This window comes from Rhizorhabdus sp. GW822-FHT03C02, assembly GCF_058801765.1.
This window is the reverse complement of record NZ_JBXANN010000008.1, coordinates 213,279-231,195: the sequence shown is the minus strand read 5'-3', so window position 1 is coordinate 231,195 and position 17,917 is coordinate 213,279. Positions and strand designations below refer to the sequence as shown.

The 17,917-nt window shown below is 67.9% G+C and carries 16 protein-coding genes; 7 read left to right on the top strand and 9 right to left on the bottom strand.

From position 1 onward, the window contains the following. Positions 1 to 1,173, top strand: a complete 1,173-nt coding sequence (locus tag AC1RM6_RS20105) for an oxidoreductase (RefSeq protein WP_493104480.1) — start codon at positions 1 to 3, stop codon at positions 1,171 to 1,173. Next, positions 1,173 to 2,063 carry an SDR family oxidoreductase gene (locus AC1RM6_RS20100; RefSeq protein WP_493104479.1) on the top strand — a complete coding sequence of 297 codons (891 nt, stop codon included), beginning with the start codon at positions 1,173 to 1,175 and terminating at the stop codon, positions 2,061 to 2,063. The genes AC1RM6_RS20105 and AC1RM6_RS20100 overlap by 1 nt, the downstream gene beginning before the upstream one ends. A gap of 8 nt (positions 2,064 to 2,071) precedes the next feature. Here AC1RM6_RS20100 and AC1RM6_RS20095 read toward each other — a convergent pair whose 3' ends face one another. Continuing rightward, the gene (locus AC1RM6_RS20095) at positions 2,072 to 2,857 is read right to left on the bottom strand and encodes an N-acetylmuramidase domain-containing protein (RefSeq protein ID WP_493104478.1); all 786 of its coding nucleotides are present in this window, start codon (positions 2,855 to 2,857) and stop codon (positions 2,072 to 2,074) included. 11 nt (positions 2,858 to 2,868) lie between these two features. Then, the gene (locus AC1RM6_RS20090) at positions 2,869 to 4,251 is read right to left on the bottom strand and encodes a hypothetical protein (RefSeq protein ID WP_493104476.1); all 1,383 of its coding nucleotides are present in this window, start codon (positions 4,249 to 4,251) and stop codon (positions 2,869 to 2,871) included. A 247-nt stretch (positions 4,252 to 4,498) separates the two neighbouring features. On the opposite strand from AC1RM6_RS20090, the gene AC1RM6_RS20085 reads away from it, so the two are divergent. Beyond that, positions 4,499 to 4,903, top strand: coding sequence for a hypothetical protein (locus AC1RM6_RS20085; protein ID WP_493104475.1), 405 nt, complete (start codon positions 4,499 to 4,501; stop codon positions 4,901 to 4,903). Between the two features lie 130 nt (positions 4,904 to 5,033). Here the strand turns inward: AC1RM6_RS20085 and AC1RM6_RS20080 are convergent, their stop codons facing one another. Together AC1RM6_RS20080 and AC1RM6_RS20075 are read right to left on the bottom strand one after the other, a co-directional pair. Then, positions 5,034 to 5,450, bottom strand: coding sequence for a hypothetical protein (locus tag AC1RM6_RS20080; RefSeq protein ID WP_493104473.1), 417 nt, complete (start codon positions 5,448 to 5,450; stop codon positions 5,034 to 5,036). Between the two features lie 186 nt (positions 5,451 to 5,636). After that, a complete protein-coding gene (locus AC1RM6_RS20075; protein ID WP_493104472.1) occupies positions 5,637 to 8,120 on the bottom strand; it encodes a PhoX family protein in 2,484 nt (827 codons plus the stop codon). Between the two features lie 177 nt (positions 8,121 to 8,297). Between AC1RM6_RS20075 and AC1RM6_RS20070 the strand changes: the two genes are divergently transcribed. The 3 genes from AC1RM6_RS20070 to AC1RM6_RS20060 are packed head-to-tail and all read left to right on the top strand — an operon-like array spanning position 8,298 to position 9,921. Beyond that, positions 8,298 to 8,981 carry a hypothetical protein gene (locus AC1RM6_RS20070; protein ID WP_493104470.1) on the top strand — a complete coding sequence of 228 codons (684 nt, stop codon included), beginning with the start codon at positions 8,298 to 8,300 and terminating at the stop codon, positions 8,979 to 8,981. Next, positions 8,978 to 9,466, top strand: a complete 489-nt coding sequence (locus AC1RM6_RS20065; protein WP_493104468.1) for a hypothetical protein — start codon at positions 8,978 to 8,980, stop codon at positions 9,464 to 9,466. The genes AC1RM6_RS20070 and AC1RM6_RS20065 overlap by 4 nt, the downstream gene beginning before the upstream one ends. Then, positions 9,463 to 9,921 carry a hypothetical protein gene (locus AC1RM6_RS20060; protein WP_493104467.1) on the top strand — a complete coding sequence of 153 codons (459 nt, stop codon included), beginning with the start codon at positions 9,463 to 9,465 and terminating at the stop codon, positions 9,919 to 9,921. Before AC1RM6_RS20065 ends, AC1RM6_RS20060 begins: the two co-directional genes overlap by 4 nt. Before the next feature lie 161 nt (positions 9,922 to 10,082). Here the strand turns inward: AC1RM6_RS20060 and AC1RM6_RS20055 are convergent, their stop codons facing one another. From AC1RM6_RS20055 to AC1RM6_RS20045, 3 genes are all read right to left on the bottom strand, one after another. After that, positions 10,083 to 12,455, bottom strand: coding sequence for a TonB-dependent receptor (locus AC1RM6_RS20055; RefSeq protein WP_493104465.1), 2,373 nt, complete (start codon positions 12,453 to 12,455; stop codon positions 10,083 to 10,085). Positions 12,456 to 12,706: 251 nt separating this feature from the next. After that, positions 12,707 to 13,384 (bottom strand): FadR/GntR family transcriptional regulator, encoded by a 678-nt coding sequence (locus tag AC1RM6_RS20050; RefSeq protein ID WP_493104463.1) that lies wholly within the window; start codon positions 13,382 to 13,384, stop codon positions 12,707 to 12,709. A gap of 242 nt (positions 13,385 to 13,626) precedes the next feature. Then, the gene (locus AC1RM6_RS20045) at positions 13,627 to 14,703 is read right to left on the bottom strand and encodes an alpha/beta hydrolase (protein WP_493104462.1); all 1,077 of its coding nucleotides are present in this window, start codon (positions 14,701 to 14,703) and stop codon (positions 13,627 to 13,629) included. 210 nt (positions 14,704 to 14,913) lie between these two features. On the opposite strand from AC1RM6_RS20045, the gene AC1RM6_RS20040 reads away from it, so the two are divergent. Further along, positions 14,914 to 16,119 carry an ABC transporter permease gene (locus tag AC1RM6_RS20040; protein WP_493104593.1) on the top strand — a complete coding sequence of 402 codons (1,206 nt, stop codon included), beginning with the start codon at positions 14,914 to 14,916 and terminating at the stop codon, positions 16,117 to 16,119. A gap of 153 nt (positions 16,120 to 16,272) precedes the next feature. Here the strand turns inward: AC1RM6_RS20040 and AC1RM6_RS20035 are convergent, their stop codons facing one another. Together AC1RM6_RS20035 and AC1RM6_RS20030 are read right to left on the bottom strand one after the other, a co-directional pair. Continuing rightward, entirely contained in the window at positions 16,273 to 16,656 is a 384-nt protein-coding gene (locus AC1RM6_RS20035) for a SpoIIAA family protein (protein WP_493104460.1), read from the bottom strand. A gap of 203 nt (positions 16,657 to 16,859) precedes the next feature. Next, positions 16,860 to 17,744: a bestrophin family protein gene (locus AC1RM6_RS20030; RefSeq protein ID WP_493104458.1), complete on the bottom strand. Its 885-nt coding sequence runs from the start codon at positions 17,742 to 17,744 to the stop codon at positions 16,860 to 16,862. Positions 17,745 to 17,917 lie beyond the last annotated feature (173 nt).

Here is a 17,917-nt window from a genome sequence, read left to right as displayed (position 1 = left end):
ATGATCGAAATCCGCGATTTCAGCGGGCTGTTCACCCCGTTCCAGCTCGGCGGGCTCACCCTGCCGAACCGGATCGTGTTTCCGCCGATGGGGCTCGAGGCATGCGACGATGGCGTGCCGTCGGACGAGGGCGCGGCTTATTATGCCCGGCGGGCCGCGGGCGGGGCGAGCCTGGTGGTGACCGAGGGGGTCTATATCGATCATGTCTCGTCGGGCGACAATCCGCTGCTCGGGCGCTTCCATGGGCAGCGCGCCTATGACGGCTGGCGCCATGTCGCGGCGAAGGTCCACGCCGCCGGCGGCTTCACTATGCCCGAGCTGTGGCATGTCGGGCTGATCTATCGCGGCCCCGACGTGCTGACCGGCGGTGATGTCGCCTTCCGGCCCGAACTGGGGCAGGTCAGCCCGTCGGGCTATATCGCGCCGGGGCGGAAGGTCTGCGAGGGGATGAGCCTGGCGCAGATCGACGCGGTGATCGCGGCCTATGGCCAGGGCGCCGACATGGCCAAGGCGCTCGGCTTCGACGGGGTCGAGGTCCATGGCGCGCATGGCTATCTGATCGACCAGTTCTTCTGGAGCGCGCTCAACCACCGCACCGATCGCTATGGCGGTAGCCCCCGCGCACGCGGGCAATTCGCCGCCGAGGTGATCGCCGAATGCAAGCGCCGGCTCGATCCCGGAATGCCGGTGATCCTGCGCATCTCGCAGTGGAAGATGGTCGACTATGCCGCGCGGCTGGTCGACAGCCCGCAGGAACTCGGCGAACTACTCGCGCCGGCGGTCGAGGCCGGGGTCGACCTGTTCGACTGTTCGCAACGCCGCTTCTGGGAGCCGGCGTTCGATGACGGCGATCTCAACCTCGCCGGGTGGGTGAAGAAGCTGACCGGCGTGCCGACGATGACGGTCGGGTCGATCGGGCTCGATTGCGATCTGCTCGCGAGTCTGGGCGAGGGGCGCACCGCGGGGCTCGACCTCCCCAGCCTCGACGAGCTGATGCGGCGGTTCGACCGTGGCGATTTCGACCTGGTCGGGGTCGGCCGCGCGATGATCGCCGAACCCGACTGGCCGAAACATGTCCGTCGCGGCGAACTCGACCGGCTGAAGCCCTTTTCGACATCGTCGCTCGCCGATGCGCTGATGGCGCATGTCGACCAGGCGAGGGAGCGCGTCTGATGGGGCTGCTCGACGCCCAGGCCGCGCTGGCGGGCAAGGTCGCGGTGGTGGTCGGCGGCGCCGGCGGGCTCGGCGGCGCGGTGTCGCTGGCGCTCGCCGAGGCGGGGGTGAGCATCGCCAGCCTCGACATAGACCCGCAAGCGGTCGCCGCGATCGTACCCGCGGTCGAGGCGCTGGGCGCGCGGATCCTGTCGGTCGCGGGCGATGCCGCCGATCCCCAGGCGCTCGACGGGTTCTACGACCGGGTCGAGGCGGCCTTCGACCGGGTCGACATCGTCGTCAACGTCGTCGGCGGGGTGCGCCGCGGGCGGTTCGTCGACAGGAACCGCGACGATGACGCCCGCGATATCCGGCTCAACTACGGCTATGTGATCGACAGCCTGCGCCGCGCGGTGCCGCTGATCCGCCGGGGCGGACGCGGCGGGAGCATCGTCAATTTCACCACGATCGAGGCGCATCGCGGGGCGGCGACCTACGCCGTCTATGCCGGCGCCAAGGCGGCGACGACCAATTTCAGCCGGGCGCTCGCGGTCGAACTCGGCGCCGACCAGATCCGAGTCAACCTGATCGCGCCCGACACGACGCCGGCGAAGGGTTCGAACGGTGCGCTCTACCCGGAGGATTTCGAGCGGCTGGCGGCGGTCGGCGCCGATGCGCTCGAACAGTCGTTCGCGATGTACATCCCCCAGAAGCGCGCGCCTTCGGTCGAGGATGTCGTCAACGGGGTGCTGTTCCTGGCGAGCGACCTGTCGCGGGCGATCACCGGCACCACCCTGCACGTCGATGGCGGTGCGATCGCGGCGCTGGGGTTCCTCGACTGGCCCTATGGCGACGGGCCGATGCCGGCGCCGCTGGGTGGAACGCTGGCGCGGCTGTTCGGCGAGCAATAGGCGCTTGGCTAAGCGGGGTCGGTGGCTGCGACGAGGGCGTCGACGGTTTCCGCATCGGCGCTGCCGCTTTCCTTCAGCCCCTTGCTGCGCTGAAATGCCTTCAGCGCGGTGGTCGTGCCCGGTCCCGCATAGCCGTCGATCCCGCGCGGATCGAATCCGCAATAGCCGAGCCGTGCCTGGACTGCCCTGAGCTCGATCGAGGGTTGGGCCTTGCGCAGGTAGAGCTCGTAATATTTGGCGAGTTTGACGTGATAGTCGTTCTTCGCGAAATTCTTGCCGTTGTAGAAGAACGCCACCCGATCCCATTTGCGCGTCTGCACCGCGGCGAGCAGCGAACGGTTGCCGGTGATGAAGCGCGCCACCCCGTCGAGCTGTGCGTCCTCGTCGCGCTTGAACTGCTCGACCATGGCCTGGACGTCGACATAATGGAGGCCGATGGCGTGGAAGCCCATCACCTGGCCGAGCCCCCAGGAAGCGCTTTCCAGAGCGGCCTTGCGGTCGCGCAGCATCGCCCGCGCCAGCCGCGGATATTCGCCGGCATTGCCGACATAGCCGCCGGGCGTCGAATTGCTGATGTCCGGATCGCTGCGGTCGAACGCGCCCTGCGTCCGCGCGGAAAAGATGTGGCGTTCGAACAATATCTTGCAGCGGCGATCGGGAAGATAGCCGAAGCCGCGCGTCTCGACGGTGAGCAGCGCCCACAGCGTCGCGGCGTCGCTGTCCAGGCGGTCGATCGTGTCGTCGAACGCCGCCTGGGTCAGCGGGGCGGCCCGTCCGGTGAAGATGCTTTCCATCGGGCGGCCCTCTATTGCAGCAATATGGTGAGCGGCCGCGCCTCGTCGAGCGTGGACGGCGTGAACTGCTCCTCCCAGGCGACCGGCAGCTTGCCGCGCTTCGCCTTCGCGACCAGCGCCTGCTGCTCGCCCAGGGGCAGCGGCAGCTCGATCAGGCCATCGACCGGGATGACGATCGCGGTGCCGTTCGCGGTCAGGCTCAACGTGCCGGGATCGAGGCTGGTCATATCCTCGATGGCCAGGCGCAGGGTTGCGGTCGTCGGCGATCCCGCGATGCCGGCCGGCGGCCGGGTCGGCGCGGCGGGAGCGGCGCCCGGCACCCCGGGGACGGGCGCGAGCTGGTCGGCCGGCGGTGCGGCGCCGCGGCGATCCTCCGATCCCTCATTGGGGCTCTTTTCGAACGGCTTCACGGTCGAACGGATCACCATCACCTTGTTGAGCAGGTCGAACCAGAAGGGCGCGCCGAGACCGACGGCGAAAGCGGTGATCGCCCAGCCCGGAATGGCGCACAGGATCGCCCAGAGCCACAGCCAGAAGGCGGCGGGCAGCACGAAGCCCGCGCTGTACAGCTTCTTCTCCTCGGTGACCCGCTTGTCGAGCACCCCCCAGCCGATGACATTGTCGAAGCCGTCGAGCTTGGCCGCCAGCGTGTCGATGTCCTTTTCGGTATCGACGCCCTTGGGGCGGGCCGCCTCGATCCGGGCGACCACCGACTGGCGTAGCGCATTGTGGTGCGAAAGCTCCCCGGCGACATGCAGCGAATCGACGTTGAGCGCCGCGGCCAGAAGAAAGCCGAGCAGCAGCAGGATCTTCTGGCTCTCGCGCTTATACCAGCCCGAGACACGGTCCATATTGCTGTCGAACCAGGCTTCGAGGCTGGTGCGCGCGCGATCGATGTCGCCTTTCGCCTCGCCGACCGCGACGAGCAGCGCGCGGGCCACCGATTCGTTGGTCAGCGTCGCCGCGGTGGCGCGCACGGCCTCGAGATCGATCTTGGTGCCGTCGGCGGCGGTGCCGGCCTTCGATGCCATGTCGAGCAGCGCCATCGCGACGTTGCGCGACGGAATATAGGAGGGAAGGTTGGATCCGATCCACGGGGTCTTCGCCTGGCCCGAGTCCGAAGCCGGGCGGACATTGGGCAGGAAACGGGTCAGCCTGCCCGCCTGCTGATCGCCATCGAACAGTCCGTACAGAAGCGGGTGCGCATAGAGCTGCTTGGTGATGCCGCTGCCCTCGGGATCGTTGAGCAGGGTGCGGATACCGCGTTCCAGATGGACCGCGCGGGTCTTGAACACCGCCTCGATCTGCTCGCGCAATGTCGTCGCCAGCAGGCTGAGTATCAGAAACAGAAAGATCAGCCCGATCGCGATCTCGAGTATCTCGGATCCGAACATCGCGTGTTTCCCCCTCCGGCCCTTTGCGCCCAAGTAAACTGCAAAAACCGTCGCCGACGATGGCAAAATACCCGGCGTGGTTCAATCCGATATCAAGTTCTGTTGTCGAATCATCCCCAGTATAGCAATGATAATTCGGCGGAGGGCTGGTGCAATGAAAGAATCGGATCGTATCGATCGAAATACACAGCGGCTGAAGGAATGTTTTCCAACCTTCGCGACGCGTGTCGGCCTGGTAATATCCGAAATGGAGGGGCTGGGATTCCGGCCGCGGATCCAGGATGGCCACCGGACGATCGCTGCGCAACTCCAGGCCTTCAACAATGGATTTTCGAAGGTCAAGTTCGGCTATCACAATGTGACGGGTGCGGGGGGCAAGCCGGAGTCGCTCGCGGTCGACCTGATCGACGACGATCATCCGCTCGCCAGCGGGCGTCGCTATGTGATCACGCTCGCTTCGGTCGCGGCGAAACATGGGCTGCGATCAGGCATCTTCTTCGACCTCAAGCCCGTCGCGTTGCGCGCCGTGCTGCAGAAGGCCATCGACGATCTCGATTTCGATCCGGCGATCCGGATCGGCTTCGATCCCACCCATATCGAGACGATGGGTGTATCGATCGCCGAGGCGCAGGCGGGCAGGCGGCCGGCCTGACGTCGTCGCGGGCGACGCCGACGGCCGTCTGCGCGATCTCGAAGATGCCGACGCATGCTCGATTGATTGGCTCGAACGCCGCACGGACTGATACCAAGACCGGGTGAGCCAGGATCACCGGAACCTGGTGTCAGCCGACCCATCCGCGGCGATAGCTGACCACGACGACCAGGTGACGCACCGCCTCGGCGACCACCAGCGCGAACAGGGCGGCGTTGGTGATCCGCCAGCCCTGCGCGCTGAACGGCATCACCACCCCGACCAGGATCATCCCCACCAGCAGCACATGATAGGCGATGCGCGCGCCGCGCCGGGCGATCGCCCGGTCGCGCTCGTCGGCGCCGATCCGGGCCTCCTCCCCCGCGCGGGCGGCCAGCGCCACGTTGACGGCGAGGACGCAGACCGCCTGGACCAGGGCGATGATGCCGAAGGTCGCCAGCATCCTGAGCGGGCCGGGCTCGCCCATCGAGATCAGGGTGAAATAGAGACCGTAAGCCAGCAGCATCGCGATCAGGGTCACCCAGGCGATCTGTTCGCGCCACGCCATGCCGTTTCTTTCCGATCCATCCATGGGTGCAATGTCGGGTGGTCAAGGCATGAAGTAAACCATGTTCGCATCGCGGGGCCGACCCATCCGCATGCGACGGCAGCGCGGATGGCCTCCGGACAGCGAAAGGCCGACCCCGCCGTTTGGCGGGACCGGCCCTTTTCACGCGGTCACGTTCGGTGCGGCTTACAGCCCGACGACGCCGCCGTCATCCTTGGTGATGACGATCGTCGCCGAGCGCGGGCGGACGCCCGCGGCGGCGGCGGTCTGGTTCGCCGGCCAGTTGCTCGACGGGGTCGCCGCCGAGCCGTTTTCGCCCGGATGCTGGATGTTGACGAACACCGCGCGGCCGTCCGGGGTGGTGTCGATCCCGGTGAGCTCGCACTCCTTCGGGCCGACCAGGAAGCGGCGCAGGTTCACCCCCGGCGCCTTGCCGACGATCGTCGCCTGGGTGCGGGTGGTGCCGTCGGTGTTGATGTTGGTGATCGTCTTCGCGCCGCCGTCGCCGACCGTGCCCGGCATCGCGCAGAGCAGCATGCAGTTGGTGACGTCGGTATAGGCGCCGTCGTCGGTCTCGATCCACAGCAGCGGATTGACGAGGCCCGACGGGTTGCTCGACCGCGCGAACCACAGGCCGTCGGGGCTCGAGAAATCGTTGGTGGCGTCGAGGCCCGACAGGTTGATGTTGGTCGCGTCGAGATCCGACCCTGCACCGAAGGCATAGATGTCCCAGGTGAAGGCGACCGCTTCCGACGTGTCGCCGGTTTCCTTCAGCCGGATGATATGGCCGTTGGGGTTGCCGCGCTGCGCCGCCGTGCCCTTGGGGTCGTTATAATAGCGCGGATTGGCGGCGTCGGTGCCGGTGAAGCTGCGCGACGAGTTGTTGGTCAGCGTCAGATACATCTCGCCGGTCTTGGGATTGACCGCGGTCCATTCGGGGCGGTCCATCTTGGTCGCGCCGAGCACGTCGCCGGCAAGGCGGGCGTTGGTCAGCACGTCGGCCTGGTCGGTGAAGGCATAGGTCGGGTTGGCGGCGGTGATCCCGTTCTGCCCGAACACCAGCGGCATCCACTGGCCCGATCCGTCGGCGTTGAAGCGCGCGACATAGAGGGTGCCGGCGTCGAGATATTTGTCGCCGATCGCCAGGCGGTCGGTGGCGCTGGCGTCGGCCGCCGCCCAGGGGGTCGCCGACACGAACTTGTACAGATATTCGTTCTGCGCATCGTCGCCCATGTAGAAGGCGGGCTTGACCCCGACGACGGTGCGCGACGGCCAGCAGCCCTCATGGTTCATGCGGCCGAGCGCGGTGCGCTTGCGCGGGACCGAGGTCGGATCATAGGGGTTGATCTCGACCACCCAGCCGAACTGGTTGGCTTCGTTGCGGAAGTCGCCGGTGCCGTCGGCGGGGGCCGATGCCACCGCGTTGATGTTCCAGCGGCTGTAGATCGTGCTGCTGCTGTCGGCGGGAACGACCGTGCTCCAGCGGTTGTTGCCGGCGCGCGAGGTGGCGACGCCGATGCCGTAGCGGTTGAGCGAGACCACCGCCTTGGCGGTGGCGCCGCCGCGGACGGCGTCGTCGGTGGTGTCGCGGCGGAAATAACCCGCCCAATTCTCTTCGTTGGTCGCGTAGGTGCCCCACGGCATATAGCCGTTGGCGCAGTTGTTGATCGTGCCGCGGCCATCGGTGCCGGCGGGCGAGAAGATCGTGCGGAGCTGCGGCGCGCCGCGCACCGGCCCGTTGAAGCGCATCGGGGTCAGCGGGGTGATGCGGCGGTTGAGGGTCGAGGCCTGGACATAGGACCAGGCGCCGGTCGCGCTGCGGGTGACCTCGACGACGCTGACGCCGTGGCACTGCATTTCCTTGAGCGCCTCGGCCTCGGGCCGGACGCCGCCGGTGCCGGCGCCGGTCTGGCCGTTCGGATGGAGATAGGCGGCGGTGATATTCTCATGGTTGAGCACGAGCAGGCCGCGGCTGCTGCTGGCCGGATCGGCGGCGGTGCCGGTCGCGGCGAGGCCGAAGAACGACATGCCGTCATGATGGTCGCCGGCGCGCTTGTCATAGCCGGTGTCGGTGCCGTCATTCTTGAACGCGGCGGTGTCCGAGGTGATCGGGTCGCCGAGCCGGTAGAGCACGGTCACGCTGTAGCCGGCGGGGACGGTGACGAGGTCGGCGAGGCTCTTGGGCACCGCGGTGAAGTCGAGCTTCGCCGGGGCGACCGTCACGGTCGTGTCGGCGGTCGAGCTGGCGCCCTTGCTGTCGGTCGCGGTGAAGCGGAACACCAGGTCGGTGTTGGCGCTCACGCTCGGCGCGATGAACTTGGTGTTGAGCGCGTTCGGGGTTTCGAGGCTGACCGACGGGCCCGAGACCTGGACCCAGGCGACGCTGGGGGCGGCGTCCTTGTCGGTCGCGGTGCCGGCAAGGGTCACCGCCTTGCCCGAGAAGCTGTTGCCGTTCTGGCCGGCATTGACCTTCGGCGTGTCGTTGTCGTCGCCGCAGGCGGTCAGCAGCGAGCTGCCGAGCACCGCCATCGTCGCCGCCGAAATGCCGCCAAGCAGGCTGCGGCGCGAATAGCGCGCTTCGACCATGCTCATCAGCGTGGGGTTGTTGCTGCGGTTGGTATCGATATCGCCGTCGGTATAGCCGCCGGTCATGCCGTCAGGATCGGACATGTGGTTCCCCCTTATGTGTGGACGGCAAGCGGCTAGCCGAGCAATGCGTCGTGGAGGTTAGTGTTTCATGGCTGAAATATTACGCCGGCATTGCATATCGAAGAACGGGCGTCATCCTGCGGTTTTGTCGGGCGCCGGACGATTTCCCTCGGCGCAGAAAGCTTCTAATTGCGCGGGATGACCTCGCCCCCGACGACCCGTTTTCGCTGCGTGGCGCTTCGGCGCAGCGGCGTCACCGAGATTCGGATCGTCCATGCCGGGGACGAGGCTGCCGCGCGCGCGCGGCTGATCGCCGCCGGACTCGATCCGGTGTCGGTCGAGGCGGTCGGGCCGAGCCTGTTCGACACGCTATGGGCGCGGCTGCGCGCGGGGCGGGGGATCGCCCTGCCGGCGTGGCGGCCGCGGCTGCCGGCACTCGACGTTCCGCGCCCCGCCTGGCGGATCGTGGCGCTCGCACTCGCCTCCATTCCGGTCAGCGTCGCGATCCTGTCCTGGGGGCTGGTGCTGGTCGCCGACTTGCAGGCCCGGCGAATCGCCACCCGCGAGGCTGGCGCGATCGCACGGGCGCGCGCACAGATGCTCGGCGAAGCGGCGCGCGCGGTCGCCGCGCCGGCGATGACGGCCGTACCGGTCGGGGCGGTCCTCGACCGGCTCGCGGCGATCCTGCCGGCCGACAGCGGTCTCGCCTCGGTCGCGCGCGACGAGGCCGGCGCGCTGGCCATCGAGATCGACACTCCCGACCCCGATCGCATCCGGCCGCTGCTTGCCGGCGATCCGATGTTCGCGGGCCTGCGCGAGACCGGCCAGGCGCCGACCGACGAAGGAACGATCCGGGTGACGTTGAAGGGTGGGGTGCGATGACCGGGCGGCGCGCGGTTGCGGCGATCGCGCTGGGCATCGTGCTGGTGGCGGCGATGGTCGGCGGCTGGGCGGGGCTGGGCGCCCTGGCGGATGCGCGGGGACGGCTCGCGGCGGTCGCGGCGCTGGCCGCGCGCGGATCGCATCCCGCGCCCCCGCTGATCGCGGCCGGGCAGGCCTTTGCCGGCGCCGATCGCGCCGCTGCCGCGGCGGCGTTCGCGGCACGGATCGGTGCAGCGGCGAACGGGCATCGGCTGCTGGTCGAACGGGTGACGATGCTGCCCGCCGACACGGCCCGGCCGGCGCTGCTCGCCGCCGATATTGCGCTGTCGGGCGGCGAGGCCGATCTGCTGGATTTCGTGCGCGCGATCGAGGCCGGGCGACCGGCGATCCGCCTGGCAAGCTGGCGGCTGGCGCGGACCGCCCCGGGCGAGCCGAGCGTGCGCCTCGAGGCGCGGCCGGTCGGGCTCCGGGAGCAGGCACGATGAGCCGGCGGGCCGGCCTTGCGGTGATAGCGCCCGCGATCGGCGCGGCGATCCTCGTGCCGGTGCTGCTGCTCTGGCCGCGCGCGACCGTGCAACCGGCGGCGCCCGATATGGCGGCGCCCAGTATCGCGACGATCGTCCCGTCGCCGCTGCCGTCCGCCGACGACGCGCGGCGCCGATTGTTCCTCGATCCGGTGAGCCCGCGCAGCCCGGCCTGGCCGCCCGACATGCCGGTGCTGGTCGGCATCGCCGGCCGGCTCCCCCATGATGCGGTCGCGATGGTCCGCGGCGAGGACGGCGCCACCCGCATCGTCGCGATCGGCCAGAGCGACCGCGGCTGGCGGCTCGAATCGCTGTCGGCCGACGCGGCGCTGTTCGTGCGCGGGACCCAGCGCCAGCGTGTGCCGCTGCCGGCGAGCGAGCCGGTGCCGGCGGTCGAGGAAGAGCCGCCGATGTAGTGGCAGATCCTCCCCATGCTTGCATGGGGAGGGGGACCATCCGAAGGATGGTGGAGGGGGCGTGCGGAACATCGAAGCAACTGTAACGCGAAGCGGAAGAGACCCCTCCGTCGCCTGCGGCGCCACCTCCCCACGCTGCGCGCAGGGAGGATCTGAAAGCCCTATTGCCGCGCGCGCAGGGTGATCCCGATCGACCGCGGATCGCTCGGCGTGCCGAGGATCAGCCCCGAATTGCCGGCCTGAATCGTGACGTTCTGGATATAGTCCTTGTCGAACAGATTTCGCGCATAGACCGCGACCTCCCAGCCCGGCGCGGCGCGAAAGCCGATGCTGGCGTTGACCAACGTATAGCCCTTGATAACGGTATAGGCCGAGGCGGTCGGGTCGCCATAGACCTTGGTCTTCGAATTGCTGTCGGCATGGACATAGAGGTCGCCCTCGGTGCGGCCGAACTTGACCGGCACCGCATAGTCGGCGCCCAGCGTCACCGACCATTTGGGCAGGCTCGACAGCCCCTTGCCGCTCAGGTCGCACACCGTCGTCGCGCTGCTGATCCGCTCGATCGGGCAGGGGCCGTTGGGATAGTCGGCATATTTGCCGTCGGCATAGGCGACCGCGGCGCGCAGCGAGAACTTGCTGCTGATCAGCGCGGTCGCATCGGCCTCGAACCCCTTGACCGTCACCTTGGGGATGTTGGCGAGATAGGTGCGCAGCGCTGCGGCGGCGCCGGTGTCGGTGACGTTCGCCTGGAAATCGGTGACGCGGGTATAATAGCCGTCGATGTTGAAGATCAGCCGGCGGTCGAACAGCCGGGTCTTGAGCCCGGCCTCCCAGGCGCTGTTCTTCTCGGGCTTGACCACCGCGGTGTTGAGCGAGGGGTTGTTCTGGTTGTCGAGCGGCAGCCCCGACATGTTGATCCCGCCCGATTTCGATCCGCGCGCGAAGCTGGCATAGCCGAGAATGTCGTCGGTCAGCTGATAGGCGATATTGGCGCGGCCGGTGAAATCGCCGTCGCGCACGCGGGCGGCATAGCTTTGCGGGCGCAGGATCGACAGTTTCGAATTGTTGAGCGCGGTGCTGACATTCTGGAGGCCGCCGAACACCGTGGTCGCGTAGGTGCCTTCCTTCTGCTCATAGGTGTAGCGCAGCCCGCCGGTGACGGTCAGCCGGTCGACCGGCTTCCAGTTGACCTCGCCGAACGCGGCATAGCTGTCCGACCGGAAATCGGTGTGGCCGTCGGTGCCATAGCCGTCGAGCAGGTTGGCGGGAAAGGCCGGCGCCGGGCCGAGCAGCCAGTAGGTCGCCTGGGCTCCGTAGATCGAGATCGGCTCGCCGGTGATCTTCTGCCGGAAGAAATAGAGTCCGCCGACATAGGAGAAAGGCCCGTCGCCGTTCGACGCGAGCCGCAGCTCCTGGCTATATTGGTCCTGGCGCGAGGGGATATGCTGGGTGAGCTGGATCGGGATGCCGGTATAGTCGCGGTCGTTCGCCGCATCCCAGTTCCAGAAACGCCAGGCGCTGACCGAGGTCAGCGTCGCACCGCCCAGATTCCAGTCGAGAATGGCCGACACCCCGCCCTCGTTGGTGTCGACGCCGAGTTGCGCGTCGATGTCGGTCTTGCGGTCATAGGGGTTAAGGCTCGGCGGGACATAGGCGCCCCCGGGCAGCCCCGCGGCGAGCGCGGCATATTGGCGCGCGGCGGCCTTGAGCGTCGGCGCGACCCGCAGATAGACCTGGGTGCAGCAATTGCTTTCGAAATTGGTGAAGTCGGCGGTCAGCCGCAGCTGCACCGCCTCCGACGGCTTGAACAGCAGCTGGCCGCGCACCGCCTGGTTGCCGATCTGGTTCTGGTCGCGGCCGGTGACGACATTGTGGATCACCCCGTCGCGCCGGGTGCTGAGCCCCGACAGGCGGAAGGCGACCTTGTCGCTGATCGGGCCGGAGGCCGAGGCCTTCATCTGGACGAACTTGTCCTCGCCGATCGACAGTTCCTCCGACGCCTCGGGAGTGAAGGTCGGCAGCCGGGTCGAGATGCTGATCGCGCCGGCGGTGCTGTTCTTGCCGAACAGGGTGCCCTGCGGCCCGCGCAGCACCTCGATCCGGTCGATATCGGTGAAGTCGAACGCCGCGGTGGCGGGGCGGGCATGATAGACCTGGTCGACATAGAAGCCGACCCCGGGTTCCAATCCGTCATTGGCCTGGCTGACCGCGACCACGCTGCTGCCGAGGCCGCGGATCGTGAAGGCGGTGTTGCGCGGATTGGCCGAGCTGTAGTTGAGCGTCGGCACCAGCAGGCTCAGTTGCTGGGTGTTCACCGTATAGGAGCGGTCGAGCAGGGTGCCGCCGACCACCGACAGCGATCCGGGCACCTTCTGCGCATCCTCGACCCGGCGTCGCGCGGTGACCAGGATCTCGAGCGGATCGTCGCCGGCGGTGGACGATGGCGCGGCGGCTTCTTCGGCTTCGGCGGCATGCGCCAGAGCGGGCAACGCGCACAGCATCGCGGCAATGGACAACAGGCTGGTGACGCGCATCGATGACCCCTTTTTTGTGTCCCGCTTGTTGCGGTGACGACGCGCTGTATACGAAAGGATATAGTGAAATGCGCGCGGAAAATCGCGATGCGTGCGCCCTTCTTCGCTTCTTTCCTTCTTCGTCATCCTGAACGTGTTTCAGGATCCACGCATCCCCTCGGGAACGGCCCCTTGTGTCACGGTGGACCCTGAAACACGTTCAGGGTGACGAAGAAGAAAGGGATGAGGCCCGCTCCCAGCGAGATCGCGAGTTACGCCGCCTTCTCCGCGAGCAGGTTGCGCTTCATCGCCGCGAGGATCAGCCGGCGATGGCTCAGCGCATGGCCGACCGCGGTGGCGGCGTCGCCCGCGATCAGCGCGCGGGCCAGCGCGATGCGCTCGGCCTCGACCTCCTCCATCAGGATGCGGTCCGACGCGCGGCGGCGGCGCGGCACGGTCAGCCCGACCTGGAAGAAGATCGCGAACACCAGCCGCAGCGGTTCGTTGTCGGCGAGCGCGACCAGCAGGGTGACGAAGCGGCTCTCGCGATCGGCGAAACTTTCGAGCGAGGCGTCGGGCGGCGAGGCCTGCGCGAATGCGGCGAGCTCGCCCAGCCGCGGGCTGCGCATCGCCAGATCGGCGAGCAGCGGGGTCAGCGCATCCATCAGCAGCCGGCTCTCGTCGAGGACATCGGCATTGCCGCGCAGCCAGGTCGCGGCGACCCGCGCGATCGTGTCGATCTTCGGCCGGTGCGCATAATAGCCCCCGCGCACCCCGCGCCGGACCTTGAGCACCTCCTCATGCTCGAGCAGCCGCGCCGCCTGTCGCAGCGTCGGCGCGGTCACCTCGAACCGTGCGCACAGCGTCTCCTCCGACCCGAGCCACGCGCCGTCCCCGGCCGCGAGCGCGGCGGTGCGCAGGGTGTCGGCGATGCGGTCGACCGCGGTCATGCAGGGAGGTCCATCATTTCACCCTCGTCATCCCGGACTTGATCCCATGGGCACTAAACTTAGCGGTATGGTCCTTCTTAGCCCCTCTCCCGCTTGCGGGAGAGGTCAGGGTGAGGGTCTTCTTCTTCTCCTTCTTCTCCTCCTTTCTTTTCCAGCTCAGAGAACAGGAAGCAGAAGAAGACCCTCATCCAACCTTCTCCCGCAAGCGGGAGAAGGCTAAGAAAAAGCCAATTCCGTGCCTCTCACCGCTTCCTCCCACCCAGATGCGCATCGAAGAATTTGACGATCTGGTCATAGGCGTCGCGCGCCTCGGGCAGGTCGGCGCTGTAGATATAGCAATGGCCCATGCCCTCGCCGACGATCAGCCGGCTGTCGACCCCGGCCTTGAGCAGGGCGCTGTTGGTGTAGACCGCCGGGCTCATGTCCATCGCCCGGGTGCCGGTGATGATCAGCGTTGGTGGGAAATGTTTGATCACGGCCGGGTAGAGCGCGGGCGAGACCAGCGGATCGTCCATCTTCGCGCCCTTGAAATAGGCCTGCGCCAGCTTCGACTTGCCCGGCGGCGGGAAGGAGCCGTCGATATAGGCGGCGACATAGGCCGAATCGCCGGCCTCGAAGCGGACCCCGCCGGCGCCGAAGATGCCGATCGCGGCGGGCATCGGCAGCTTGTTGGCGTAGAACCACGACGCCGCCTGCGCGGTCAGCGCGCCGCCGGCCGAGCAGCCATAGATGCCGATCCGGTCGGGCCGGTAGGTCTTGAGCAGTTCCTTGTAGACCGTCGCAACATCCTCCGACGCCGCCGGGAAGACATTTTCCGGCCCCTGGCGATAGTCGACCGTCACCACCTTGAACCGGCCGAGCGCGGCGATCGGGATCGATTCGACCAGCGCGCAATTGTCGGCGCAGGTCTGGAAGCCACCGCCATGAAGGTTGATCAGCACCCGGTCGCGCGACGCCTCGCCCGCCTTCGGGGTGATCACCCGGGTCTTCACCCCGCCCATCACCTGCGCGACGATCTCGACCGGATAGCGCTCGCGCGCCACCGCGACCCTGGGCGCCAGCGCGCGCTCGGTCGCGACGCGCATGATCGCGATCGGCACGTCCATCGCCGGGTCGAACGACGGCATCTTCGCGCGCGCCTGCTGCTGGGCGAGCGCCTCGGGACTGAGCAGCGGCGAGGGCGGGAGCTCGAACGCCGGGACCGAGACGGTGCCGTCGGCGGCGAAGCCAGGCCGGCTGCTTGGCTGTTGCGCGAACAGCGCCGAGGCGCCCGCGACGATCGCGAGCGCACTCGCGGCGGTGAAGATCCTGCGGTTCATGACGTCCTCCTCGTACTTTCGGATCTGCGCGAATCCAAAAAGATTTTCTCTTTTGAAGATGCCCTGATCGCCGATCCGGGGCAAGCGGCACGGAATGTCGATTAGCGCCTTGCCGAATCCGGCCCGAACGGGCCATTTTCCGGCGGATGCGGTGGCGCAACGGGGGCGGTCGATGGTTCGTCGGATGAGGGGCAGGCGATGAAGCCGGTCATGCTGCACATGATCGCGACCCTCGCGCTGCGATCGATCGCGGGGCATCGGCTGCGCTCGGCGCTGACGATCCTCGGGGTGGTGATCGGGGTCTGCGCGGTGGTGACGATGGTGACGCTCGGAAAATCGGCGTCGTCGGCGATCGAGCAGCAGATCGCCGCGCTCGGCCCCAATGTTCTCCAGGTCCGCCCGGGCCAGGGCAGCGGGCCCGGCGGCGGCCTGCCGCCGCGGCCGCTCGAGGCCGCCGATGCCGATGCCATCGCCGACCAGGTCGCGGGCGCCAGCGCGGTCGCGCCGCTGTCGTCGACGCCGATGATGGCGATTCACCGCGGATCGAACTGGTCGACGCTGCTGAACGGCACCCGTGCGAGCTATTTCGCGGTCCAGCCCTGGCCGTTCGAGACCGGGCGGGTGTGGACCCCCGACGAGGAGGCCGCGGGCAGCGCGGTCTGCATCCTCGGGGCGACGGTCAGGGAGCGGCTGTTTGCCGGCGAGGATCCGGTTGGGCAGCGCCTGCGCCTCGGCCGCAGCACCTGCATGGTGATCGGCGCGCTGACCGTGCGCGGCCAGGCCGGCTTCGGGGTCAATCTCGACGATATGGTGCTGATGCCGATCGGCGCGGTCGAGCGCCGCATCACCGGCCGCCGCGACCTGCGGCTGATCCTGGTCAAGGTCGATCCGGCGTTCGCGACCGGCGAGGTTCGGGCCTCGGTTGCCGCCCTGCTCGGCGAACGGCGCCACCGGAGCGACAGCGAGGAGGGGGATGTCTCGATCACCGACACCCGCGAACTGTCCGATACGTTGAAGACGACCGCGACGATCCTCGCGAACATCCTCGCCGCGATCGCGGCGATCAGCCTGGTCGTCGGCGGGATCAACATCATGAACATCATGCTGATGACGGTGACCGAGCGCACCCGCGAGATCGGCATCAGGCTGGCGATCGGCGCGCTGGCGCGCGACGTGCTGGCGCAATTCCTGATCGAGGCGGTCGCGCTGTCCTGCCTGGGCGGCCTGGCCGGCCTGCTCCTCGCCCAGCTGGCGGTGCTCGCCGCGACGCCGGCGCTGCACCTGCCCTGGGCCTTCGATCCGGCGATCAACCTGTTGGCGCTGCTGGTGTCGGCGGCGATCGGAATCGCCTTCGGCTATCTCCCCGCGCGCCAGGCGGCCTCGCTCGATCCGATCGTGGCGCTCCGCCACGAGTGATACCAAAGGCCGAAACTTTTGACCCGTTCGTGTCGAGCGCAGTCGAGACACGTGCCACCAGCGCAAACCGTGCCTTCGGCACGCTCGACTGCGCTCGACACGAACGGAGAAAGGGGAGCCCGCGATTTCGCCCGTTGGTATGAGGCGGGGCGCTTACGCGGCCTCGGTCGCGGCGTCCGCCTCTTCGAGCAGCCAGGCGATGGCCGCGGCGCGATCGGCGAAATATTGCCGGGTGAAGCTGCCGGTCATGCGGCCGATCTGCATCCGCGCGAGCGCCGAATGCAGCACCACCGCGCAGCGATCGTCGTCGCGGACATGGCGGGCGGAGACCGCCGCCATATGGTCGAACGCCTCGCGCGCCTGCACCGGGTTGGCGGCGGCATCGACCAGGTGCAGCGAGCGGCCGTGGCGCGCGCGGCTCCGGCTCAGCAGCGCGGTGGCGATCGGCAGATAGGCGTTGAAATCCTCGACGGTGGAAAGACCGTCGGCGGTGGTGCAGACGATGCCCAGCTCTTCGTCATAGGTCGCGGTCAGCATGTGGCGGCTCTCGTTGGGTGGTTGGCCTTGACCGCGATCTAGCGCCGATAAGGTTGAACTTTCGTTATACCGACGGCCGAAATAGCTGACTCTCTTCTCCGTTCGTGTCGAGCGCAGTCGAGACACGCTCCGCCACCGCAATGTGTCTCGACTAGGCTCGACACGAACGGGTTAAAGGTTTCGGCCATCAACATAAGGTCAGCTCACCACAGCACGCCCTTGACCGGCCGGACCGGTTCGGGCGGCACCTCGCCGATCGCCTGGAGCAGGTCGATCTCGATCGTGCGCGACATCGCGGTCAGCGGCACGTCGTGGACCGTGTTCGCGAACGGATCGACCAGATCGTCGCCGATTCGCAGCACCGCGAGGAACATCAGCCCGGCGACGGTCGAGCCGAGCGGGGTGGCGAAGCCCAGCGTCTCGACCAGCCCGATCGGCAGCGCCACGCAGAAGATATGGGTGAAGAAGGTCGGGAAGAAGCGATATTGGTTGGGCAGCGGGGTGTTCTTCAGCCGCTCCATCCCGCCCTGGGCGTTGGTGATGTCGACCAGGATATCCTCGAACGTCGCCTGCTGGATCGTGTCGATCCAGCCTTCGCGCCGGGCGATGTCGATGCGCCGGCCGGTGCCGTCGAGCAGGCCGTTGGCCGGGTTGACCCGGGCGAGCGCATGATCGGCATCGCCCTTCGACAGGAAGCGCAGCACCTCGGCGTCGACCGGCTGGCGGCGCAACTGACAGCGCAGCGCGTTCACATAGGCGATCTGCCGATAGACGATCGCGCGCTGCAGCTCGCGCGCTTCGGGGTCGCGCAGCAGGTTGCGGGCGACCCGCGCCAGGCTGCGCGAGGCGTTGATCATCGCCCCCCACAGGATCCGCCCTTCCCACCAGCGCTGATAGGTCGAATTGCTGCGGAAGCCGAGGAACAGCGCGAGCGCCGAGCCGAAGATCGTCAGCGGCAGCGACGGGGCCTTGAACGGCAGCAGATAATAGGCCGCGGTCACGCTGCAATCCCAGACGAACAGCAGCGCCAGCGGCTTCCACACCTCGGCGACGATCTGGCGGATGCGGGGGACGGCGTCGGTGATCATCGGCTTCTCCGGTCGGCGGGCTCCCGCCAACGTCTGCAACCGCGATCGGTGCCGATGCAATCAGGATATGGCCCCGACGAGGATCGGGCTCGCGTCGCGGATGAGGGCCGCGAATATCGGCATGAGAGATTTTCATCGGGGCGGACATTTTGCCAACTTCCCGTGCGGCCCCG